This window comes from Microbacterium sp. GXS0129, assembly GCF_044769785.1.
Lineage (GTDB): Bacteria > Actinomycetota > Actinomycetes > Actinomycetales > Microbacteriaceae > Microbacterium > Microbacterium nymphoidis.
The window spans coordinates 97,143-117,107 of record NZ_JBIZVZ010000005.1 but is presented as its reverse complement, the minus strand read 5'-3'; the positions used below and the strand labels follow the sequence as shown (position 1 = coordinate 117,107).

Sequence of the window (19,965 nt, the reverse complement as noted above, 5' to 3'; positions counted from 1 at the left end):
AGAGCGCGCGGTCTGGGGGCCGCGTCTGGGAGCCTGTTCGTGCGGTGTGGCGCGATCTCGCGGTTCGTTGGCGGCATTCGCACGGTGCCGGCTGTCCACGTTCACTAGCCTGGCTCCCATGCGCATCGCCGACTTCGCCGTGCCGGAAACCGCTGCCGCACGCGGCGCGCGGGACCTCGTGAAGCAGTACCACTCTCCCGCGCTCGGCAACCACGTGCTGCGGTCGTGGCTGTGGGCCGAGGCGTTCGCCGTGGTGGAGGGGCTGAGCGGGGTCGACCACGAACTCCTGTACGCCGCCGCACTGCTGCACGACATCGGTCTGGCCCCCGAGTTCGACAATCACCGCCTCGGCTACGAGGAGGCGGGGGGTCACGTGGGTGCGGCGATGGCCGCGGGTGCGGGGTGGCCCCAGCACCGCCGACAGCGCATCACCGAGGTCATCGTGCGCCACAACTGGCCCACGGTCGATCCGGGCCATGACCTCGAGGGCTACCTGCTGGAGATCGCCACCGGGCTCGACATCGCGGGCCGGCGAGACACCGATATCCCGCTGGAGTTCCGCCGCGAAGTGCTCGCCGCGCACCCGCGCCTCACTCTCGCCGACGAGTTCGGCACGAGGGTGCGAGACCAGTCCGAACGCAAACCGCTCAGCCACGCCCGGCGCCTGTTCGACGGGGGTGTCGTGGCCAGGCTCGCGGGCAACCCCCTCGAACGACTGTGATGCCCTACCGGCCGGCGACGCAGAGCCGCCCGTCACGCACTGACGAGCACCGGCGGTGACGCGACGCCGGGGCTGGCCTACACTGGCGCCACAGCCGCAACCTCGCCCCAGGATCTCCCATGTCATCGAGCTGGTCGCAACGACGCGACGTCTCGCCGCAGACGTCGCGTCTGATGGTGGAGCGCGCTCACGAGGAGTTCGTCACCGGCAACGCCGACGACCGTCGTCTCGCGGACGTCCGCCAGCTCGTGCGCGAATCGTGGCGCCGCAGCCGTGACGGCGCGGTGGCGGCAGAGGCTCTGCCGCCCGTCGCGCTCTCGGGATCCGCTCTGGAGGAATATCGGCGCGCGCACCCGCTCGCCGGCGTCCGCGACATGATCCGGTCGCTTCTGCTGCCCGGAGTCGCCGAGGAGGCGGGGGTCGTGGTGGCCGTCGGCGACGCGGCGGGGAGGTTGCTGTGGGTGGAAGGGGATCGGGAGGTGCGCAGTCGCACCGGCGAGATGGGGTTCGTGGCAGGTGCCGACTGGTCGGAGTCCGCCGTGGGCACCTCCGCTCCCGGGACGGCGCTGACCTTGGGCACCGGCGTGCAGATCCTCGGGGCCGAGCACTTCAATCGGTTCGTGCAGCCGTGGTCATGTACGGCGGCACCGGTGCGGGACCCCGAGACCGGACTCATCGTGGGCGTCATCGATGTCACGGGCGGCACCGAGGTCATCACACCGCAGGCACAGCTCCTCGTCGATGCGGCCGCGCGCGCCGTGGAGGGTGAGTTGCTGATCACCCGCATGCGCTCCCGCGAATCCTCACCGCGCCGGAGTGCGCCCCCACAACGTCCGCAGCGTGCGACACTGCGCGTGCTCGGCCAGGAGCGCGCCCTCCTCGACGTCGATGACGGACGTGAACTCACCCGCCACGTGCTCTCGGGTCGTCACGCGGAGATCCTCCTCCTGCTGACCCTTCACCGGCAGGGACTCAGCGCCGAGCGCCTCACCGAACTCGTGTACGGTCCCGATGCTCCGGTCGACACGCTCCGACCGGAGATGGTCCGGCTGCGCAAGACTCTCGCTCGCGTCGCTGCCTTCATCGGCGTGGAGTCCAGGCCCTATCGGCTGACCGCCGAGATCGACACCGACGCGCAACGCGTGCTCTCCCTGCTGGATCGCGGCGCTCATCGGGTGGCGTTGGCGTCTTACGCCGGCGACGTACTCACCGATTCGGTGGCTCCGGGGGTGGAGCAGTTCCGTGACACGGTGCGCACGACGCTCCGCGACGCCCTGATCGCGGAAGCAAGCGCCGATGTGCTGCTGTCCTATGCCGACACCGCTGCGGGTGAGGACGACGAGGAGGTGCTGCGACTGGCACTCGAACTGCTGCCGCCCCGGTCCCCGAAGCGCACCGGGCTGGTGGCACGTATCGAGCGTCTCGCGCACTGACCGCAACCCGGTGCAACGTTGCCGTGCATATCGTCTCTGCCACGGCGGGACACCGCTGCTGGATCGGTCAAAGGAGACACCATGACACTCGTCGACGAGGACGTCACCACCGCGTACGCCGCACCCGGACAGCCCGGGGCCGTCGCCAACTACCGCTCGCGCTACGGCCACTACATCGGTGGCGCCTGGGTGGAGCCCGCCCAGGGACAGTACTTCGAGAACATCTCCCCGGTGAACGGCAAGCCGTTCTGCGAAGTGGGGCGCGGCACCGCGGAGGACATCGATCGCGCGGTGGAAGCCGCATGGTTCGCCTTCAGCAGCTGGCGGCGCACCAGTGTTGCCGAACGAGCGCTCGTGCTCAACCGCATCGCGGATCGCATGGAAGCGCATCTCGAGGAGATCGCGGTCGCAGAGACGTGGGAGAACGGCAAGCCGGTGCGCGAGACGCTGGCGGCGGACATCCCGCTGGCCATCGACCACTTCCGCTACTTCGCGGGCGCACTGCGAGCACAGGAGGGTGGCATCAGCGAGATCGATGGCGACACCATCGCCTATCACTTCGCCGAGCCCCTGGGAGTGGTGGGACAGATCATCCCGTGGAACTTCCCGATCCTGATGGCGGTGTGGAAGCTGGCCCCCGCGCTCGCGGCCGGCAACTGCGTGGTGCTGAAGCCCGCCGAGCAGACACCGGCATCGATCCTCTACCTCTTCGATCTCATCGGCGATCTGCTTCCCCCGGGAGTCGTGAACATCGTCAACGGCTTCGGCATCGAGGCGGGGGCGCCGCTGGCGCAGCACAAGCGCATCCGCAAGATCGCTTTCACCGGTGAGACCACGACCGGTCGCCTCATCATGCAGTACGCCTCCCAGAACCTCATCCCGGTGACGCTGGAGCTGGGTGGCAAGAGCCCGAACTTGTTCTTCGAGGACGTCGCGCGCGACACCTCCGATGCCTATTACGACAAGGCGCTCGAGGGTTTCACGCTCTTTGCGCTGAACCAGGGCGAGGTGTGCACCTGTCCCTCGCGCGCGCTGATCCAGCGATCCATCTACGACGGCTTCCTTGCCGACGGTCTGGAGCGTGTCGGCAAGGTGGTGCAGGGCAACCCGCTGGATCCGCGCACGATGATCGGGGCGCAGGCCTCGAACGACCAGCTCGAGAAGATCCTCTCCTACATCGAGATCGGCAAGGCCGGAGGCGCAAAGCTGCTCACCGGTGGTGAGCGCGTGGACCTCGGCGGCGATCTCTCCGAGGGGTACTACGTCGCTCCCACGGTCTTCGAGGGCACCAACGACATGCGCATATTCCAGGAGGAGATCTTCGGGCCGGTGCTGTCGGTGACCTCCTTCACCGGCTTCGACGACGCCATCTCCATCGCCAACGACACCCTGTACGGCCTGGGTGCCGGTGTCTGGAGCCGGTCGGGAGACACGGCCTACCGCGCGGGCCGCGCGATCGAGGCGGGACGAGTGTGGACCAACACGTATCACCAGTACCCCGCCCATGCAGCGTTCGGCGGATACAAGCAGTCCGGGATCGGACGGGAGAACCACCTGCGCATGCTGGATCACTACCAGCAGACGAAGAACCTCCTGGTGTCATATGCCGAAGGAAGCATGGGCTTCTTCTGATCCGTCGGGGAGCGCCCGCCGATGCGGGCGGGTGCTCCCCCCGTGGAAGGTGACGTTATGACTGACGATCTGACACGTGTTGCGGTGACCGCCGAGGCTGCGCAGCTGCTTCGCGAGCTGGCCGCTCAGCACGGACCCCTGATGTTCCATCAGTCCGGCGGCTGTTGCGACGGCAGTGCCCCCATGTGCTATCCCGTAGGGATGTTCATCACCGGTCCGGGTGACGTCCACCTCGCAACGCTGGAGGTCACCGGCATCGATCCGGTCGACGTGTTCATGTCGTCGAGCCAGTTCGAGTACTGGAAATACACGCATCTCACCATCGACGCTGTTCCGGGGCGCGGGGCCGGCTTCAGCGTCGAGTCGCCCACCGGGAGGCGATTCATCGTGCGGTCGCGGATGCTCACCACGCCTGAACTGGAGCACTTCGAGCTCATCCCCCGCGGATGAGGCGATCACACCACCGCGAGATGCTCCATCGCGGCGTGGGTCACGGGTCCGCGGTGCACGTCCTGCCAGGCCGCAGCCAGGCGCAGCATGCCGTCAGCCGTGGTCTCCGGATCCAGCGTGATCGGCAGTCGCAGATAGCCGTTGAGCACGCCGGACGCGGAGAATCGCGGTCCGGGCGGCAGCCGCAGGCCGTGGTCGTGGGCGGCCAGCGAGAGCGCGGTGGAGTCGAAGCCGCGCAGGCCAATCCACACGGCGAGTCCTCCGTGGGTGTCCGGCATCGTGAGACCGATCGACTCCAGGCCGGTGCGCACCGCCGCACGCCCCGCGGCCAGTCGCGAGCGCACGTGCTGCTGCAGGGCCGGCACGTCATCGAGCAGTTCGATGGCGATGCACTGTTCCAGCGGTGCCGTCCCGAGGTCGATGGTGGGGCGCACCGCGAGGATACGGCTGACCACCGCGCGCGAAGCCCGGATCCACCCGATGCGCAGGCCCCCCCAGGCGATCTTCGAAAGGGAGCCCAGCGTGATCACGTCGCCGAAGGCCGCGAACGGACTCGGCGTGAACGGGCGGTCGATGTCCAGGTCGGCGCAGGTTTCGTCCACGATGAGCATCGTGCCCGCGCTGCGCGCCGTGGCCACCACCACGCTGCGATCCGCATCGGGCATGTTCGCACCGGTCGGATTGTGGAAATCCGGGATCAGATACGCGAGGTGCGGGTGCAGGTCGAGCAGAGTCGTCGTCAGGTGCCCCACATCCCAGCCGCCCGCCCCGACCGGAGTGGTCACGAGGCGATGTCCGGCACGGCGGATGGCGTCCATGGCGTGCGGGAACGTGGGCTCCTCGACCACCGCGACGCGTCCCGGACGTGAGAACGCCGCGAGCACCAGCGCCAGTGCATGCATCGCCCCGGACGTGATGATGATCTCGTCGGCCTCCGTGGGCACGCCGCGCTCGCGGTATCGGGCCGCGATCATCTCCCGGAGCTCCCGGAGCCCCTCCAGCGTGTAGCCGGTGCCGCCGCGCTGGGCGGCGAGACGCGGCAATGCGCGGATCGTGGCCTCGTGCAGGCCGGGCGCCGATCCGGTGGAGGCGATCGAGAAATCGATCGGGGCGCTTCCGGGCAGCGTCGGCCGCACGGACGAGGAGTGCGGCAGGGCGATGTGCGTGCCTCCGCCATGGGTTCGCACCACGTAGCCGGCAGCTTCCAGCCGACCGTATGCCGCCGTGATCGTGGCACGGGACCGACCGAGCTCCTGCGCGAGCACGCGCTCGCTGGGCAGCCGCTCCCCCACGGTCAGCCGGCCGTCCAGCACGAGCGCTCGGACTCGCTCCGCCAGCGAGGCCGCGACGCCGCGATCGGGTTGCCAGGTGCCGAGGAGGAGGACGAGCCGGGAGGTCATGAGACCACTGTGCCACCATGTGGCCTGTACGTAACAGGCCACTTATCGGGTAGTGGACCGGAAACCACGGGCCGGACCAGGAGCACCATGGCAGCTATGGCCCTCCGCTCACCCCTGCTGCCCATCACCGCAACGTCGCCGCGCGATCTCACGGAGCGTCTCGTGCAGCTGCTGATCGGCCTGTTCGTCTACGGCATCAGTCTGGCGATGATGATCCGCGGGGGCATCGGGCTCTCACCCTGGGACGTGCTGTCGGTGGGCACCACCTTTCACCTGCCGATCGACTACGGCACGGCCACGGTGGCCATCTCCATCGTGGTGCTGGTGCTGTGGATCCCGTTGCGCCAGAGGATGGGGCTCGGTACCGTGCTCAACGCACTGCTGGTGGGGCCTTCCGCCAACGTGGGCCTCTGGCTCATCCCCGAGATGCCGAACGTCGTCGCCGGGGCGGCGCTGTTCCTGGCCGGTCTCGTGGTGCTCTCGATCGCCACCGGTGTGTACATCGCAGCGGACTTCGGTCCCGGGCCGCGTGACGGGCTGATGACCGGGCTGGTGCGCGTGACGAAGTGGAAGGTGTGGATCGTTCGCACCATCATCGAGGGCAGCGTGCTCCTGATCGGATGGCTGCTGGGTGGCCCCGTGGGCGTGGGCACGGTGATCTTCGCGTTCGGGGTGGGACCTCTGATCGGCGTCTTCTTGCCCCGCATCACCGCCTGGCGGGCGCGTCGGTCGGCTCGGCTGGCTCCTGTTCCCACTCCCTGACTTCGGCGGAGATCGAAAACGCACCTCGGACGCCTGTCGGAGGTGCGTTTTCCCTCTCTCAGCGCACGGATCCGGCGATCGAGCCCAGCACGATGCCGAAGATCGCGATCGCCGGCACCACCACCACGGCAAGCGCGACGACCACGATCACCCAGGCCCGACCGCTGCAGCCGCCGCGAAGGCGCCGTCCCGGATGGGCGACTCCGGGCGGCTGGAGCACGAACGCGGCCGGCGGCGCCGGGTGACCCGGTGCCGCGAACGGGACCCCCGCGTGAGGTGCCGGTGCACCGGGCGCATATCCGCCCGGTGGCAGTGTTGACGGCGACGGGACGACGGCGATGCCGCTGCCCGGGCGAACCCCGGCCAGACGTTCGTCACGCCAGCGCTCCCACTGCTCCACCTTGGTGAGCATCGCGTGCACCAGCGAGAACAGCCAGGCCCAGACCGCCGGATCCATCGACGGGATCGATCGGTTGGCGTAGAAGAAGATCCAGTTGTCCACCAGCTCGACATCCAGCACCGCAGCCTGCGTCATGAGTCGCAGCATGATGTCGGGCGTGAACAGATACAGCGCGTCGGTCTCGTAGCCGGTGGGGCAGTACAGCGTGAAGAAGCGGTCGAAATCACCCTCCAGGCTCAACCTCTGCCTGCGATCGAGGCTGAGTCCGCCGAACGGGCCGTCGTTCCCCTTCGCATCCAGCACGATGTTGGGCAGCAGGTTGTCCACCCGGATGGCGATGTAGCCGCGCCGCACCCGCGTCGAGCTCTTGCCGTTGCTCACCGTGAAGGCGTAGTCGCCGAACTCCACCACGCGCGGCGCCATGCCGCGAAGCACGTTCTCGCTGGCCGGATCCGTGCCGTTGCGACCGCGAAACAGCAGGCCGGGAAGCGGTGGTTCGGGGATGTAGGGATGAAACTCGAGCCCGTTCGCCGCGGCGAAGCGCGAGAAGCGGTACCACTGGGCGTCCTGGGCGCGGCGCGCGGAGCGCGTGACGGCCACAGCGAGGGCGACGATGCCCGCGATGAAGGCGGCCATCAGCACCAGGAAGAAGACCAGTGCCGGAATGAGCGTGGGCCTCGCCACGGCGGTCGCGATCATCGGCAGGAACGTCACGCCGATCGTCAGCAGCAGGAACGGGCCCAGAGTGGCGAGCAGGATCACCGTCGTCTGGCGTTGTCTCCCCGCCGTACGGGCGATCAGCGGATCACGCTCCCGGCGCATGCTGCCTTCCGCGCGCGCGGCTCGCTCATCGACGGGTGCGAGGAGAGGCCGGGGATCGAATGGAACGCTCATCACACCAACACCTTCATCACGAACTGCACCAGCCACCACCCCAGAATCAGCACGAGACCGCCGATCCAGGCCCAGCTCACCCCGCGCCGCAGCCGGCGCCCGGAGGTGGCCCGGAAGCCCCGAAGGGCCTCGGCGGTGATCGGCTGGACCAGCGGGCCCGCGTCGAACGTGACGGTCATGCATCCCCCTTCGTGCTGTGCACGATCCACAGATCTTACCGAGAGCGTGTGCGGCGTGCCGGAGCGCAGTGTCACGCTCGAAGAGTCTCAGTCTCGTCACGATGTGCAACGTGCGCTTCCTGTGAAACCGCTTGAAGGGAGAGGATGACGCAACGGTCGAGCCCGGAGGGCCGGCCCCGTACCCGATTTCACAGAGGTAGCAACATATGTCATCGCACAACAAGCGGAGCCGTCTGGTTCTCGCCCTCGGCGCCGTGGGCGCCTCCGCACTGATCCTCGCCGGCTGCACCACCAGCAGCACGGGCGGCGACACCTCGCCGTCTGACGGAGCCAGTGGCGGTTCCGAGTCGTCGGGCTCTGACATCGTCGTCGGAACCACCGACAAGATCACCAAGCTGGACCCGGCCGGTTCCTACGACAACGGCTCGTTCGCGGTGATGAACCAGGTGTACCCGTTCCTCATGAACAGCGTCTACGGCACCGCCGAGGTCACGCCGGACATCGCCGAGTCGGCGGAGTTCACCTCCCCCACCGAGTACACCGTCAAGCTCAAGTCCGGTCTGAAGTTCGCCAACGGCCATGACCTGACCTCCTCCGACGTGAAGTTCTCCTTCGACCGCGTCGTCAAGATCGCCGACGCCAACGGCCCCGCGTCGCTGCTCGGAAACCTCGACTCGATCGCCACCCCGGACGACACCACGGTGGTCTTCACGCTGAAGAACGGAAACGACCAGATCTGGCCGCTCATCCTCTCCAGCCCCGCGGGCCCCATCGTCGACGAAGAGGTCTTCTCGGCCGATGCGCTCACCGATGACCAGGCCATCGTCGACGGCCACGCGTTCGCCGGCCAGTACGACATCGCTTCCTACAAGTTCAACGAGCTGATCCAGTACAAGCCGTTCGAGGGCTACCAGGGCAACCTCGGCAAGCCGGACAACAACGGCGTCACGGTCAAGTACTACGCCGATGCGTCCAACTTGAAGCTGGACATCGGCAAGAACGCGATCGACGTGGCCTTCCGCAGCCTCTCGGCCACCGACGTCGACGACCTCAGCAAGAACGACAAGGTCAAGGTGGTCGACGGCCCGGGTGGTGAGATCCGCTACATCGTCTTCAACTTCGACACCATGCCCTTCGGAGCCAAGGCCGAGGGTGCGGACCCCGCCAAGGCGCTGGCCGTGCGCCAGGCGATGGCGTCCCTCGTCGACCGCGAGGCGCTCGCCACCGACGTCTACAAGGACACCTACAGCCCGCTCTACTCGTTCGTCGCAGACGGCATGCCCGGTGCCACCGAGCCGCTGAAGAAGCTCTATGGCGACGGCAACGGCGGCCCCTCGCTCGAGAAGGCGCAGGAGATCCTCTCCGCCGCCGGTGTCACCACCCCGGTCACGCTCAACCTGCAGTACAACGGCGACCACTACGGTCCGTCCTCGGGCGACGAGTACGCCGCCGTGAAGACCCAGCTGGAGGAGGGCGGCCTGTTCACGGTCAACCTGCAGCAGACCGAGTGGGTGCAGTACGCCGAGGACCGCAGCGCGGACGTGTACCCGATGTACCAGCTGGGCTGGTTCCCGGACTACTCCGACCCGGACAACTACCTGTCGCCGTTCTTCACGGCGGACAACTTCCTGAACAACCACTACAACAACGCCGAGGTGCAGCAGCTCATCACCACGGAGCAGACCGAGACCGACTCGGCCAAGCGCCTGGAGGAGATCGGCAAGATCCAGGACCTGGTGGCCGCTGACCTGTCCACCCTGCCGCTGCTGCAGGGCAAGCAGGTGGCGATCGTCGGCACGAACGTGGACGGCACGACGCTGGACGCGTCGTTCAAGTTCCGCTACGGACCGCTCACCAAGAAGTGACGACCTGAGGCCGGGGGATCCAGCGCTTCCATCGCCGGATCCCCTGGCCTCTGTCGCGTTCCAGATAAGGTTCACGCATGGCAACAGTCGTCGCGGACCCCGTCGTGGAGAGTGCTGCCAAAGCACCCTCCGGCGGGCTCTGGCGGTACATCCTCATCCGCCTCGTCCTGATCATCCCCACCGTCTTCATCCTGGTGACGATGGTCTTCTTCCTCATGCGCCTGACGGGAGATCCGATCACCGCCGCACTCGGTGGTCGCCTCACCCCGGACGCGTTGCAGGAGCGCATCCATCAGGCCGGTTATGACCGGCCGATGCTCGTGCAGTACGTCGAGTACCTCGGAAACGTCTTCCGTGGTGACTTCGGCACCACGATCACCGATGGCCGTCCGGTCATCGAAATCCTCTTCCTCTACGGCGCAGCCACTCTGGAGCTGGTGATCTACGCGGTGATCGTCGCGCTGATCATCGGCATTCCGCTGGGTCTGATCGCCGCCTACAAGCGGGACAAGTGGCAGGACGCAGCGCTGCGGATCATGGCCATCCTCGCTTACGCCACGCCGATCTTCTTCGTGGGACTCCTCCTCAAGCTGGTCTTCTCGGTGTGGCTGGACGTCCTGCCGGTGGCGGGGCGTGCCAGCACCGACACCGAGCTGCTGATGAGCGGCGTGCAGAATCCCACCGGCATCTACCTGATCGATGCGTTGCGCGTGGGCAACATGAACGCCGTCGGCGACGTGCTGCAGCACGCCGTCCTGCCGGCGATCGCGCTGGGTCTGCTCACCGGTGGCGTGTTCCTGCGACTGGTGCGCACGAACGTGATCGGGACCCTGGGGCAGCAGTACGTGACCTCCGGCCGGTCGCGCGGCGTCAGCGAGTCGCGACTGGTGACCAAGCACGCGTTCCGTCCCGCTCTGATCCCGATCATCACGGTGATGGGCATGCAGATCGCGATGCTGCTGGCCGGCGCCGTGCTCACCGAGACCACCTTCGAGTGGAAGGGACTCGGCTTCATGCTGGCGTCCTACCTGAAGGCGCGTGACTTCGTGGCGGTGCAGGGCATCGTCGTGATGATCGCCGTGATCGTCGCGGTGACCAACTTCCTGGTGGACGTCGTGGCCGCCATGATCGACCCGAGGGTGAGGTACTGACATGTCCGAGTCCTCTCGCGACCTGCCCACGCCGAAGACCTCGACGCTCGCGGCCATCGCGCCCCAGAAGCGACCGCTGAAGGATCGCCTGCCGGTGATCTCGCAACTGCGACAGAGCGTCGGCCTGCAGCGCGGCATGCTGGTGGCCGGCCTCATCATCGTCACGGTGTTCATCCTGATCGCCGTGTTCGCCCCTCTGATCGCCCCCTTCGGCTGGGCGCAGCAGAAGCTGCCGGACGGCACGTCGTTCGGCACGCAGCAGCCGCCGAACGCGACGAACATCCTCGGCACCACGGTCTCGGGCTTCGACGTGTTCTCCCGCGTGATCTGGGGTGCGCAGACCGCGTTCCTCGTGATCGTCGCCGGCATCGTCTGCTCGATCTTCCTCGGCATCGCCCTCGGCCTGATCTCCGGATACTTCGGCGGCTGGCTCGATCGCATCCTCGTGGTCATCTGCGACGCGATCTACGCCTTCCCGTCGCTGCTGCTGGCCATCGTCATGACCATCGTGATCAGTCGTGGGCAGTCCAACCTCTGGGGCGGGGTGATGGCGACGGCGCTCTCGATCACCGTGGTGTTCGTTCCGCAGTACTTCCGCGTGATCCGCGCCGAGGTGGTGCGGGTGAAGCAGGAGCCCTTCGTGGAGTCGGCCAAGGTCATCGGCGTTCCGACCGGGCGCATCCTCATCCGTCACGTGCTGCGCAACTCCACGCGGTCGCTTCCCGTCGTCATCACGCTGAACGCCTCGGAGTCGATCCTGACGCTGGCCGGCCTCGGTTTCCTGGGCTTCGGCATCGAGGCGACGCAGGCGGCAGAGTGGGGCTACGACCTGAACCGGGCCATCGCCGACGTCACCAGCGGCATCTGGTGGACCGGCGTGTTCCCCGGCATCGCCATCGTGCTGGTGGTTCTCGGCATCACCCTCGTGGGTGAGAGCCTCAATGACCTGAGCGATCCGCGACTGCGCAAGCGTCGCCGGGCGGGAGGTGCGGCATGACCGACATCGCAGAGATCCGTGATCTGCGGGTCACGTTCGCCACGGATGGCGAGCCCGTACATGCCATCAACGGCATAGACCTGCAGGCGCATGCCGGCGAGGTTGTGGCCATCGTCGGCGAGTCCGGATCCGGCAAGACGGTGACAGCGAACACGCTGCTCGGTCTGCTGCCGGAGACGGCGACCATGTCCGGAGCCGTCGTCATCCGCGGCCGCGACGGGCGGGAGACCGACGTCGTGCACGCTACGCACAAGCAGCTGCGCGCCATGCGGGGCCGCGACGCGGCAATGGTGTTCCAGGAGCCGTCCACGGCGCTCAACCCCGTGTACACCATCGGCTGGCAGATCATCGAGGGCCTGCGCGCTCACGGCACGATCAACCGGAAGGACGCGCGCGCGCAGGCCATCGACATCCTGCGACGGGTCGGTATCCCCGATCCGGAGCGGCGCATCGACGACTATCCGCATCAGTTCTCCGGCGGGCAGAAGCAGCGTGTGGTGATCGCGATGGCGCTGGTGCTCAACGCCGGACTGATCATCGCGGACGAGCCGACCACGGCCCTGGACGTCACGGTTCAGGCGGAGATCCTCGATCTCCTCCGCCGGTGCCGCGATCAGTTCGGTGCCACCATCGTCCTCATCACCCACAACATGGGGGTGGTCGCGGATCTCGCTGACCGGGTCATCGTGATGTACCGCGGTGACATCGTGGAGCAGGCGCCCGTGCGGGAGCTGTTCGCCGCCCCGCAGCAGGAGTACACGCGGGAGCTGCTGGCCGCCGTGCCCCACGTCGGCAGGGGCAAGTCCGCCACCCAGGATCCTGCGCTTGAGGCCCCGACGTCGCCGCCCACCGGCAGCCTCGTGGTCGCCGACAACGTCCAGATCGGCTACCCCGGCCGCTTCGGAACCGCGGGCGTCGTCGCCGTGAAGGGTGCGAGCTTCTGGATCGGTCCGGGCGAAGTGGTCGGTCTCGTCGGCGAGTCCGGTTCGGGCAAGACGACCATCGGCCGCGCAATGGTGGGGCTGACGCAGGTGGTCGGCGGCTCCATGACTGTGCTCGGCCAGGAGATGTTCCACGTGAAACCGCGTCAGCTTCGCGCGCAGCGAGCGGACATCGGTTTCGTGTTCCAGGATCCGGCGACCAGCTTCAATCCGCTGCTGACGATCGCCGACTGCATCGCCGAGCCGCTGGTCGTGCACGGCCGCGCAGGATCGACGGCGGAGGCGCGGGGGCGGGTGAACGAATTGCTGGATGCGGTGCGTCTGCCCACCAACTTCGGTGACCGCTATCCGCATGAGCTGTCCGGTGGGCAGCGTCAGCGTGCGTCGCTGGCACGGGCACTGGCGCTGGACCCGAAGCTGCTCATTGCGGACGAGCCCACCAGCGCGCTAGATGTGTCGGTGCAGGCCAAAGTGCTCGAGCTGTTCGTGCAGCTGCAGCAGGAACTCGGCTTCGCCTGCCTGTTCATCAGTCATGACCTTGCTGTCATCGACGAGGTCGCCGATCGCATCATCGTGCTCCAGCGCGGGGTGATTCGTGAACAGGGGACGACGGCGCAGGTGCTCAACCGCCCGGCCGATCCTTACACGGTGGAGCTGCTCGCCTCGCTTCCCGTGCCGGACCCGGTGGCGCAGGAGCTCCGCCGGGCCGACTGGGAGAAGGCTCGCGCGGCGTCGCGCGGTCAGTGATGCGCCACATGCCGTAATCGGCATATGAGATCGAGGGCCCGCGACCTGCGTCGCGGGCCCTCGATCGCGGTGTGGTTACGAGCCGAGCGAGATCAGCCAGGTCACGAAGTCGCTGATCAGCGAGTACAGGCCGAAGCCGAGCAGCAGCACGCTGGCGATCACCCACCACCACTCGAACCGCTGGCGGAGTCGGCGTCCTGCGGGGGCGACGCCGATCGGGCGGTCCAGCGGGTCGGCCGAATCGGGCGTGAGGCGGTCATCTCGCCACGCCTCCCACTGACGAGCCTTTGCGGAGATCGCGTCCACGGCGGTGAGCAGTGACTGCCAGCGCTGGGGATCCGTGCTGACGACGTTCTTCGGCGCGCACAGATAGAGCGTGTCGTCGACGATCTCGACGTCCAGGTCGCGGGCGTGATCCAGCATGACGGCCAGCACGTCCGGCGGGAACAGATAGAGGGCATCGGTCTCGTATCCGCTGGGGCAGTACAGGCGGAACGCATCCGCGAAGGGGCCCTCCGGAATGAGGCGCTGATCGGAGGTCAGGCCGATCGGGAGGTTGGTGCGTCCGAACGGTCGATCGTTCGCTCGCGCGTCCAGCACGATGTGCGGCAGGACCACCCCCAGCTGCACCCGTACGTAGTCGGTTTGCCGGATCGTGCGGCTCTTGCCGGTCCCTGTGGTGCCCCGATACGTGGCCACCTCCACAGGCGAAGCCCCGGGAATCACCGTTCTGTCGAAGACGTCCTCGACCGCGCCGGGCATCGCGTACATCCCGTGGTACCAGCTGGTGGGCAGCCACGGATCGTAGCGCCAGCCGTTGTCCGCGGCGAAGCGGTGGAGCCGGTAGCGGCGACGGTCCTCGCGGATCAGACGCACGCACAGCCACACCCACACCACGAGGACGCCGAGCGGTGCGATCAGCGCGATGGCGATGATGCCCAGGTCCGCCGCGTCCACGTCACCGCCGAGCAGGTCCTCCAGCATCGGCCACACCATCATCAGCATGACGAACGCGAGCAGCACGCCGATGAGCACGAGGTACCGCGCTCCGGACGACAGCCGCTTCGGCAACTCCGATCGCACCGCGCGGGCGTACCGGCGGACGTCGCCGAAGCGGATCGGCCCGGTGAGCGCGTCGGTGCGGAGTCCGGAACGGTCGGCCTCGTCACCGTGTCGGGGCACGGACGAGGAGCTCATGGCCATCATCCCGTCAGGATATCCGCGGCCCGATCCGTCCTCGGCTGGGTGGAGCCTGTGCTCGTCAGCGCATACGGTTGTTGCGTGCGGGGGGATTCGACAACGGAACAGGATCGATTCGTTGCCTATGCGCCGGGGTGGCTCGGCTCGCTGGCGGCGACGCTGCGCGACGCGTCGATCGGTGCGCTCCTCGGCGCCGGGGTCACCTTTGTGATCGCCCTCGTACTGGGCATCCTGCACGAGCAGATCGACTATCCGATCGAGGATCTCGGCTTCCCGAACGACGCCCGCGGGTTGCTGGGTCTCGTATCCGGCATCCTCGTCGTGGCACTGCTCATCTGGCCGCTCGCCCACCGGGCCGAGCAGATCGGGGTGCTGCGCTCCATGCATCGCGGGGCGGAGCGGACGCCGCACGACGTCCCCCCGCGGTACCAGCGCGTGCAGCTGGGCGCGGGCAGTCACAACGCCGTGATGGTGAGCATGGGCTGGGTGCTGGCTGCCATCTTCGGACTGCTGGCGGTCATCTCCTTCTTCGTGATGTTCTTCGAGAACGACGGCGGAGTGGGAGTGATGATCTTCGGGGCGTCCGCGCTGATCGCCGTCATCGGAGTTCTGCTGATCCGGGCCAATGCCCCGCATGGCGCCGCCAACCGTCGGCTGCAGGAAGCATCGGGTCGCGCGGCGCAGGTGTGGGCGCGAGGCGCCGTGGTGCGCGCGGACAACGCAGCGGCGGCACGATCGTCCCGGCTCACGATCACGCCTGTCCCCCGCTTCCGCGGGGTGGTGCTCGCGGGTCGGGTGGTGACGTGGCCCGGCACCGCCCTGATGGTTGTGGCGCTCTTCGTGCTCACCGCGTGGCAGCCCAACGATGCCCTACGACGAGTGTCCACACCGCCGCTCTGGCTCCAGGAGACCCTCTACATCTGGATCGTGCTGTTCGCGGTCGGTCTGGGCATCGCGATCCTCGGCAGTGCGATCACGGGTCTCGTGGTCGTTCTTCGGGTTCACGCGATCGTCCGGATGCTGCGCGGGGTGGAGGTGCGCCAGGAGCGTCCCTCTCGCGACGACCTCGGCGTGGTGCTGGGTGATGATCCTGCCCCGCGGCGCTGGGCGCGGACCCTCATCGCCGCGTCGCTGCCGCTGTCGGTTCTCACGTACGTGGCCGTCCATGCCGCGAGAATCGACATCGACGCTCGGGTGCCGGCCGCGTGGGTCGGCGGCGTCCTTCTGGCGGCGGGCATCGCGGGCTCCGTGCTCGCCGTGGCACTGCAGGCGGGCATCGCGCGCCGGGTGCTCGCCGCCTTCGGGGTGCGGGATGCGGAGACGCAGCGCACCGACCGGGTCCTGGAGGATCCCACGGGCTAGCCGCCACGCCGGACACAGCGCCCGATTGTCGATGCCGTGAGCGGAATGAGCCTCGGTGCCTTCCGGGGACGGCCGTGCTCGTTCCTGTGGGCGTCGCCCCGTGTGCGTCTCCGGCGGTGCACCGATGGATGCGAAGCTGGATGGGTGGTGATCACCCTCATTCCCGCCGCCCCCGGCGACGTCGACTACGTCATCGATCTCAAGGCGACCGTGCTGAGAGCCGACCTGGAGCGCGCGGTCGGGGCGTGGAGCCCGAGTCGATCCGCCCAGCGTGTCCGCGATCACTTCTCCCCCGCCTGGACGCGCATCGTGCGCGACGATGACGAGCGTGTCGGAACCATCACGATGCGCCCCGAAGGCGGCGCGGTCTGGCTGGAGATGTTCTACCTCGAGCCCGTGGCACAGGGCCGGGGCATCGGCTCCGCGGTGCTGGAGATCGTGCTCGCGGAGGTGGCCGATCGCGACGTCCAGCTTCAGGTGCTCGACGGGTCACGCGCCCGTCCCCTGTACGAACGGCACGGTTTCGTGCTGGTGAGCGCGGACGGTGTCGATGACATCCTCGTACGCTCCGCGCGCCCTGCCGATGCAGGGCAACCTCACGGCGGTGAGACAGTGCACGCACGTGCCGGCGTGCTGGAGTGAGCGGATGACCTCCGAGCCCGAGACCACCACCGCCCGGGACCGGTGCACCCGGTGCATCACGGGAGGCGCCGCGTGGTGAGGGCAGGTGCGCGACGCTCCGCGCCGCAGCGCCGGAAGCGACCGCGAAAGCGCCGCCTCACGAAGAAGCAGCAGGCGGTCCGTCGCGAGTGGCGGCTGCGGGGGGTCATCCTGGCGTCGATCGTCGGTGTGGCCGGCATCACGATCGCCGTCATCGCCACCGCTCCCCCGGCGCCCGTGCTCCCCGACGTGGTGAGCGTCAGCGTCGATCCATCCGCCGTGCCGGCGATGACGGTGGACGGCTACGACCAGGAGCAGCTGGTCAACGCAGCCGTGATCATCGACGTCGGCAACCAGCTGGGGCTCGGACCTCGCGACCAGGCGATCGCCGTGATGACAGCCATGGGTGAGTCCAGCCTGCGCAACATCGACTACGGCGACTGGGAGACCTCGCAGCGGACCAATCCGGACGGTTCGCCGACGTCGTCGCTCGGGCTCTTCCAGCAGCAGGACTGGTGGGGATCGCGTGACGAGCGACTTGATCCGCCCACCAGCGCCCGCCTGTTCTACGCCGCCATGCTGCGCAAGGTCCCGGACCGCGACAACCTGGAGCCCACCATCGTCGCCCACCTCGTCCAGGTGAACAGCGACGAGGAGCACTACGCGAAGTACTGGGAGTCGGCGGTCGCGGTGGTCGCCGCACTGGCGCAGTCCTGACCCCCGCGCCGCCTCCGCCAGGGCGTGCGAGGAGTGCTGTGCGGACTCGGAGGTTCCCGCCCCGATCCGTACGGTAGGCTGTTGTGGTTGCCTGGGCTCACTTTGCCCGGGCACGTGCAACACACCCTCCTGCCGCGGAGAAAGTCTTCGCGGCCGATTAGTCCGAAGGAGGTGGGTCTGTGACGCACCAGTACGAACTCATGGTGATCCTTCACCCCGAGCTCGACGAGCGCCAGGTGGCCCCCAACCTCGACAAGTTCCTGAAGGTCATCACGAACGATGGTGGCTCGATCGACAAGGTCGACGTCTGGGGCAAGCGCCGTCTTGCATACGAGATCCAGAAGAAGAACGAGGGCATCTACGCCGTCGTCGACTTCACCGCGACCAGCGAGGCCACGCTGGAGCTCGACCGTCAGCTGAAGCTGAGCGAGCTCGTCATGCGCACCAAGGTGCTGCGTGCCGAAGAGGCGATCGCTCAGGTCGCTGCTGAGGCCAAGCGCGCCGAGGAGAAGGCCGCGCGCAAGCCTAAGGCTCCGAAGAAGGACGCGTAATCACGATGGCCGGCGAAACGATCATCACCGTCGTGGGTAACCTCACGGCAGACCCCGAGCTGCGCTACACGCAGAACGGGCTGCCGGTGGCGAACTTCACGATCGCCTCGACCCCGCGTACGTTCGACCGTCAGGCGAACGAGTGGAAGGACGGCGAAGCGCTGTTCCTGCGTGCGAGCGTGTGGCGTGAGTTCGCCGAGCACGTCGCCGGATCGCTGACGAAGGGCTCGCGCGTCATCGCGACGGGTCGCCTGAAGCAGCGCTCCTACCAGGACCGCGAGGGCCAGAACCGCACGGCGATCGAGCTGGAGGTCGATGAGATCGGCCCCTCGCTGCGCTACGCGACGGCTCAGGTCACCCGTGCAGCCTCGTCCGGCGGTGCCGGCGGAGGCTTCGGTGGTGGCGGCGGCCAGAGCCGCCCCCAGCAGCAGGTCTCGGACGAGCCCTGGTCGACCCCGGGTTCCTCGGGCGGCGACGGCTGGGCAGCTCCCGGCGCCTACGGCGACGACACCCCGTTCTGATTCGCCTTCGGGCACACATTCTCGATAAGGAAAAACCATGGCTGGAAAGTCGAGCGGCGACCGCCGCAAGCCGCGGAAGGGCGCGAAGAACGCCGCTCCCGCGAAGTCGATCCGGGTTGGCGTCATTGACTACAAGGACGTCGCAACCCTTCGCAAGTTCATCTCGGAGCGTGGGAAGATCCGCGCCCGTCGTATCACCGGTGTCTCGGTGCAGGAGCAGCGTCTGATCGCCAAGGCGATCAAGAACGCACGCGAGATGGCACTCCTGCCCTACGCCGGCGCTGGCCGCTAAGGAGCACCGGAATGGCAAAGCTGATTCTCACGAATGAGGTCGCCGGGCTCGGTAGCGCCGGTGATGTTGTCGAGGTCAAGAACGGGTACGCCCGTAACTACCTCGTTCCCCAGGGATTCGCCGTCAACTGGACGCGCGGTGGCGAGAAGCAGGTCGCTTCGATCCAGGCCGCTCGTCAGGCTCGTGCGATTCACGACCACGATGAGGCCGTCGCGCTGAAGAACAGCATCGAGGGCGCCAAGGTCCGCGTGGCTGTCAAGGCCGGCGCCGAGGGCCGTCTGTTCGGCTCGGTGAAGACCGAGACCATCGCGAACGCCGTCGAGGCCGCTGGCCTGGGCAAGATCGACAAGCGCAAGGTGCACATCACCTCCGCGATCAAGTCGACGGGCGAGCACGAGGCCACCGTTCGTCTCACCGACGACGTGACCGCGGTCATCACCCTTCAGGTCGTCGCTGCCAAGTAAGCAGCTACACCGCAGAGCGCCCCTTCTCCTTCGGGAGGAGGGGCGCTCTGCGCTGTGCCGACGACGATCGACGCGCGGGTGCCGCTATCCGCGCGCAGCCGGCGCGCTGCCGCCCGGAGCGTCGGTGCTGTGGCGGCGGTGTGGAGGCGCGGTGTGGAGGCGGTGTGGTGGTGCGGTGTGGAGGCGGTGTGGAGGCGCGGTGGGGCGGTGCTGTGGAGGCGCGGTGTGCCGGTGCTGTGGAGGCGTGCGGTGTGGCGGTGCGTCGGCGGCGTCGCGCCGGGCCTCGACGCCGCGAACCGAGGACAGCGTGGTGAGGCGAGGGCGAGCAGCGTCGCGACGGTTTCATCTCGTCGGCACCCCTTCGACGCAGCGCAATCCTGCGGCGCACACCGGCACGGTGGTTAACATGCCGCGCCGCTCATACGAGCAGGATCCCCTCCCCGTTATCCCCCGACTTGTACACAGGGCGCGCCCGGCTGGCGTTAACTTTCAACGACCACTTCAAGATTCTTTCCCCAGACCGGGTGTGGACGGAGAAAGCCCCGATCAACTTACATAAAAAAGTTGGCAGTCCACAAGTTATCCCCAGTTCTCCCCAGGGTTTGTCCACAGTTCGAACGGCGTTT

20 protein-coding genes are annotated in these 19,965 nt (G+C 67.8%); 16 read left to right on the top strand and 4 right to left on the bottom strand.

Going from position 1 to position 19,965, the window contains the following annotated elements; genetic code table 11:
- Positions 1–118: 118 nt before the first annotated feature.
- The 4 genes from ACIQJ5_RS14895 to ACIQJ5_RS14880 all read left to right on the top strand — a co-directional run bounded on the left by ACIQJ5_RS14895 (position 119) and on the right by ACIQJ5_RS14880 (position 4,236).
- The gene (locus ACIQJ5_RS14895; protein WP_402845041.1) at positions 119–721 is read left to right on the top strand and encodes an HD domain-containing protein; all 603 of its coding nucleotides are present in this window, start codon (positions 119–121) and stop codon (positions 719–721) included.
- Positions 722–840: 119 nt separating this feature from the next.
- Positions 841–2,154 carry a GAF domain-containing protein gene (locus tag ACIQJ5_RS14890; RefSeq protein ID WP_231092767.1) on the top strand — a complete coding sequence of 438 codons (1,314 nt, stop codon included), beginning with the start codon at positions 841–843 and terminating at the stop codon, positions 2,152–2,154.
- A gap of 81 nt (positions 2,155–2,235) precedes the next feature.
- Positions 2,236–3,786, top strand: coding sequence for an aldehyde dehydrogenase family protein (locus ACIQJ5_RS14885; RefSeq protein ID WP_231092768.1), 1,551 nt, complete (start codon positions 2,236–2,238; stop codon positions 3,784–3,786).
- Positions 3,787–3,843: 57 nt separating this feature from the next.
- Complete coding sequence (locus tag ACIQJ5_RS14880; protein WP_231092769.1) at positions 3,844–4,236, top strand: DUF779 domain-containing protein; 393 nt, start codon at positions 3,844–3,846, stop codon at positions 4,234–4,236.
- Positions 4,237–4,241: 5 nt separating this feature from the next.
- On the opposite strand, the gene ACIQJ5_RS14875 is transcribed toward ACIQJ5_RS14880, so the two are convergent.
- Positions 4,242–5,636, bottom strand: coding sequence for a PLP-dependent aminotransferase family protein (locus tag ACIQJ5_RS14875; protein WP_231092770.1), 1,395 nt, complete (start codon positions 5,634–5,636; stop codon positions 4,242–4,244).
- A gap of 87 nt (positions 5,637–5,723) precedes the next feature.
- On the opposite strand from ACIQJ5_RS14875, the gene ACIQJ5_RS14870 reads away from it, so the two are divergent.
- Positions 5,724–6,398 carry a YitT family protein gene (locus tag ACIQJ5_RS14870; RefSeq protein WP_402845037.1) on the top strand — a complete coding sequence of 225 codons (675 nt, stop codon included), beginning with the start codon at positions 5,724–5,726 and terminating at the stop codon, positions 6,396–6,398.
- Between the two features lie 58 nt (positions 6,399–6,456).
- Here ACIQJ5_RS14870 and ACIQJ5_RS14865 read toward each other — a convergent pair whose 3' ends face one another.
- Positions 6,457–7,692 (bottom strand): hypothetical protein, encoded by a 1,236-nt coding sequence (locus ACIQJ5_RS14865; RefSeq protein WP_402845035.1) that lies wholly within the window; start codon positions 7,690–7,692, stop codon positions 6,457–6,459.
- Positions 7,692–7,871, bottom strand: a complete 180-nt coding sequence (locus tag ACIQJ5_RS14860; protein WP_402845033.1) for a hypothetical protein — start codon at positions 7,869–7,871, stop codon at positions 7,692–7,694. Before ACIQJ5_RS14860 ends, ACIQJ5_RS14865 begins: the two co-directional genes overlap by 1 nt.
- 206 nt (positions 7,872–8,077) lie before the next feature.
- Between ACIQJ5_RS14860 and ACIQJ5_RS14855 the strand changes: the two genes are divergently transcribed.
- The 4 genes from ACIQJ5_RS14855 (at position 8,078) to ACIQJ5_RS14840 (ending at position 13,572) form a co-directional block, all read left to right on the top strand.
- Entirely contained in the window at positions 8,078–9,736 is a 1,659-nt protein-coding gene (locus tag ACIQJ5_RS14855; RefSeq protein ID WP_231092774.1) for an ABC transporter substrate-binding protein, read from the top strand.
- A 77-nt stretch (positions 9,737–9,813) separates the two neighbouring features.
- Positions 9,814–10,887 (top strand): ABC transporter permease, encoded by a 1,074-nt coding sequence (locus ACIQJ5_RS14850; protein WP_402845031.1) that lies wholly within the window; start codon positions 9,814–9,816, stop codon positions 10,885–10,887.
- Between the two features lies 1 nt (position 10,888).
- Positions 10,889–11,884, top strand: a complete 996-nt coding sequence (locus ACIQJ5_RS14845; protein ID WP_231092776.1) for an ABC transporter permease — start codon at positions 10,889–10,891, stop codon at positions 11,882–11,884.
- Positions 11,881–13,572 carry an ABC transporter ATP-binding protein gene (locus ACIQJ5_RS14840; RefSeq protein WP_231092777.1) on the top strand — a complete coding sequence of 564 codons (1,692 nt, stop codon included), beginning with the start codon at positions 11,881–11,883 and terminating at the stop codon, positions 13,570–13,572. Before ACIQJ5_RS14845 ends, ACIQJ5_RS14840 begins: the two co-directional genes overlap by 4 nt.
- Before the next feature lie 75 nt (positions 13,573–13,647).
- Here the strand turns inward: ACIQJ5_RS14840 and ACIQJ5_RS14835 are convergent, their stop codons facing one another.
- Positions 13,648–14,778 (bottom strand): hypothetical protein, encoded by a 1,131-nt coding sequence (locus tag ACIQJ5_RS14835; protein WP_402845028.1) that lies wholly within the window; start codon positions 14,776–14,778, stop codon positions 13,648–13,650.
- A 75-nt stretch (positions 14,779–14,853) separates the two neighbouring features.
- Here ACIQJ5_RS14835 and ACIQJ5_RS14830 point away from each other — a divergent pair, with 75 nt between their 5' ends.
- The 7 genes from ACIQJ5_RS14830 to rplI all read left to right on the top strand — a co-directional run bounded on the left by ACIQJ5_RS14830 (position 14,854) and on the right by rplI (position 19,339).
- On the top strand, positions 14,854–16,134 hold the full coding sequence (locus ACIQJ5_RS14830) for a hypothetical protein (protein ID WP_402845026.1): 1,281 nt from the start codon (positions 14,854–14,856) through the stop codon (positions 16,132–16,134).
- 144 nt (positions 16,135–16,278) lie between these two features.
- A complete protein-coding gene (locus ACIQJ5_RS14825) occupies positions 16,279–16,776 on the top strand; it encodes a GNAT family N-acetyltransferase (RefSeq protein WP_402845024.1) in 498 nt (165 codons plus the stop codon).
- A gap of 72 nt (positions 16,777–16,848) precedes the next feature.
- Positions 16,849–17,511: a peptidase M23 gene (locus tag ACIQJ5_RS14820; RefSeq protein WP_402845022.1), complete on the top strand. Its 663-nt coding sequence runs from the start codon at positions 16,849–16,851 to the stop codon at positions 17,509–17,511.
- A 179-nt stretch (positions 17,512–17,690) separates the two neighbouring features.
- Entirely contained in the window at positions 17,691–18,062 is a 372-nt protein-coding gene (rpsF, locus tag ACIQJ5_RS14815; RefSeq protein WP_231092782.1) for a 30S ribosomal protein S6, read from the top strand.
- A 5-nt stretch (positions 18,063–18,067) separates the two neighbouring features.
- A complete protein-coding gene (locus ACIQJ5_RS14810) occupies positions 18,068–18,583 on the top strand; it encodes a single-stranded DNA-binding protein (protein ID WP_402845019.1) in 516 nt (171 codons plus the stop codon).
- Between the two features lie 37 nt (positions 18,584–18,620).
- Positions 18,621–18,875, top strand: a complete 255-nt coding sequence (gene rpsR, locus ACIQJ5_RS14805; RefSeq protein WP_040168021.1) for a 30S ribosomal protein S18 — start codon at positions 18,621–18,623, stop codon at positions 18,873–18,875.
- 11 nt (positions 18,876–18,886) lie between these two features.
- Entirely contained in the window at positions 18,887–19,339 is a 453-nt protein-coding gene (gene rplI, locus ACIQJ5_RS14800) for a 50S ribosomal protein L9 (protein WP_231092784.1), read from the top strand.
- Positions 19,340–19,965 lie beyond the last annotated feature (626 nt).

Excerpts from the sequence above, each read along its gene's own strand:
- ACIQJ5_RS14895 (WP_402845041.1), top strand. The coding sequence starts at position 119 with ATGCGCATCGCCGACTTCGCCGTGCCGGAAACCGCTGCCGCACGCGGC.
- ACIQJ5_RS14860 (WP_402845033.1), bottom strand. The coding sequence starts at position 7,871 with ATGACCGTCACGTTCGACGCGGGCCCGCTGGTCCAGCCGATCACCGCC.
- ACIQJ5_RS14835 (WP_402845028.1), bottom strand. The coding sequence starts at position 14,778 with ATGATGGCCATGAGCTCCTCGTCCGTGCCCCGACACGGTGACGAGGCC.
- rplI (WP_231092784.1), top strand. The coding sequence starts at position 18,887 with ATGGCAAAGCTGATTCTCACGAATGAGGTCGCCGGGCTCGGTAGCGCC.
- ACIQJ5_RS14845 (WP_231092776.1), top strand. The coding sequence starts at position 10,889 with ATGTCCGAGTCCTCTCGCGACCTGCCCACGCCGAAGACCTCGACGCTC.
- ACIQJ5_RS14865 (WP_402845035.1), bottom strand. The coding sequence starts at position 7,692 with ATGAGCGTTCCATTCGATCCCCGGCCTCTCCTCGCACCCGTCGATGAG.
- ACIQJ5_RS14810 (WP_402845019.1), top strand. The coding sequence starts at position 18,068 with ATGGCCGGCGAAACGATCATCACCGTCGTGGGTAACCTCACGGCAGAC.
- ACIQJ5_RS14885 (WP_231092768.1), top strand. The coding sequence starts at position 2,236 with ATGACACTCGTCGACGAGGACGTCACCACCGCGTACGCCGCACCCGGA.
- ACIQJ5_RS14870 (WP_402845037.1), top strand. The coding sequence starts at position 5,724 with ATGGCAGCTATGGCCCTCCGCTCACCCCTGCTGCCCATCACCGCAACG.
- ACIQJ5_RS14840 (WP_231092777.1), top strand. The coding sequence starts at position 11,881 with ATGACCGACATCGCAGAGATCCGTGATCTGCGGGTCACGTTCGCCACG.
- ACIQJ5_RS14875 (WP_231092770.1), bottom strand. The coding sequence starts at position 5,636 with ATGACCTCCCGGCTCGTCCTCCTCCTCGGCACCTGGCAACCCGATCGC.
- rpsR (WP_040168021.1), top strand. The coding sequence starts at position 18,621 with ATGGCTGGAAAGTCGAGCGGCGACCGCCGCAAGCCGCGGAAGGGCGCG.
- ACIQJ5_RS14880 (WP_231092769.1), top strand. The coding sequence starts at position 3,844 with ATGACTGACGATCTGACACGTGTTGCGGTGACCGCCGAGGCTGCGCAG.
- ACIQJ5_RS14855 (WP_231092774.1), top strand. The coding sequence starts at position 8,078 with ATGTCATCGCACAACAAGCGGAGCCGTCTGGTTCTCGCCCTCGGCGCC.
- ACIQJ5_RS14850 (WP_402845031.1), top strand. The coding sequence starts at position 9,814 with ATGGCAACAGTCGTCGCGGACCCCGTCGTGGAGAGTGCTGCCAAAGCA.
- ACIQJ5_RS14890 (WP_231092767.1), top strand. The coding sequence starts at position 841 with ATGTCATCGAGCTGGTCGCAACGACGCGACGTCTCGCCGCAGACGTCG.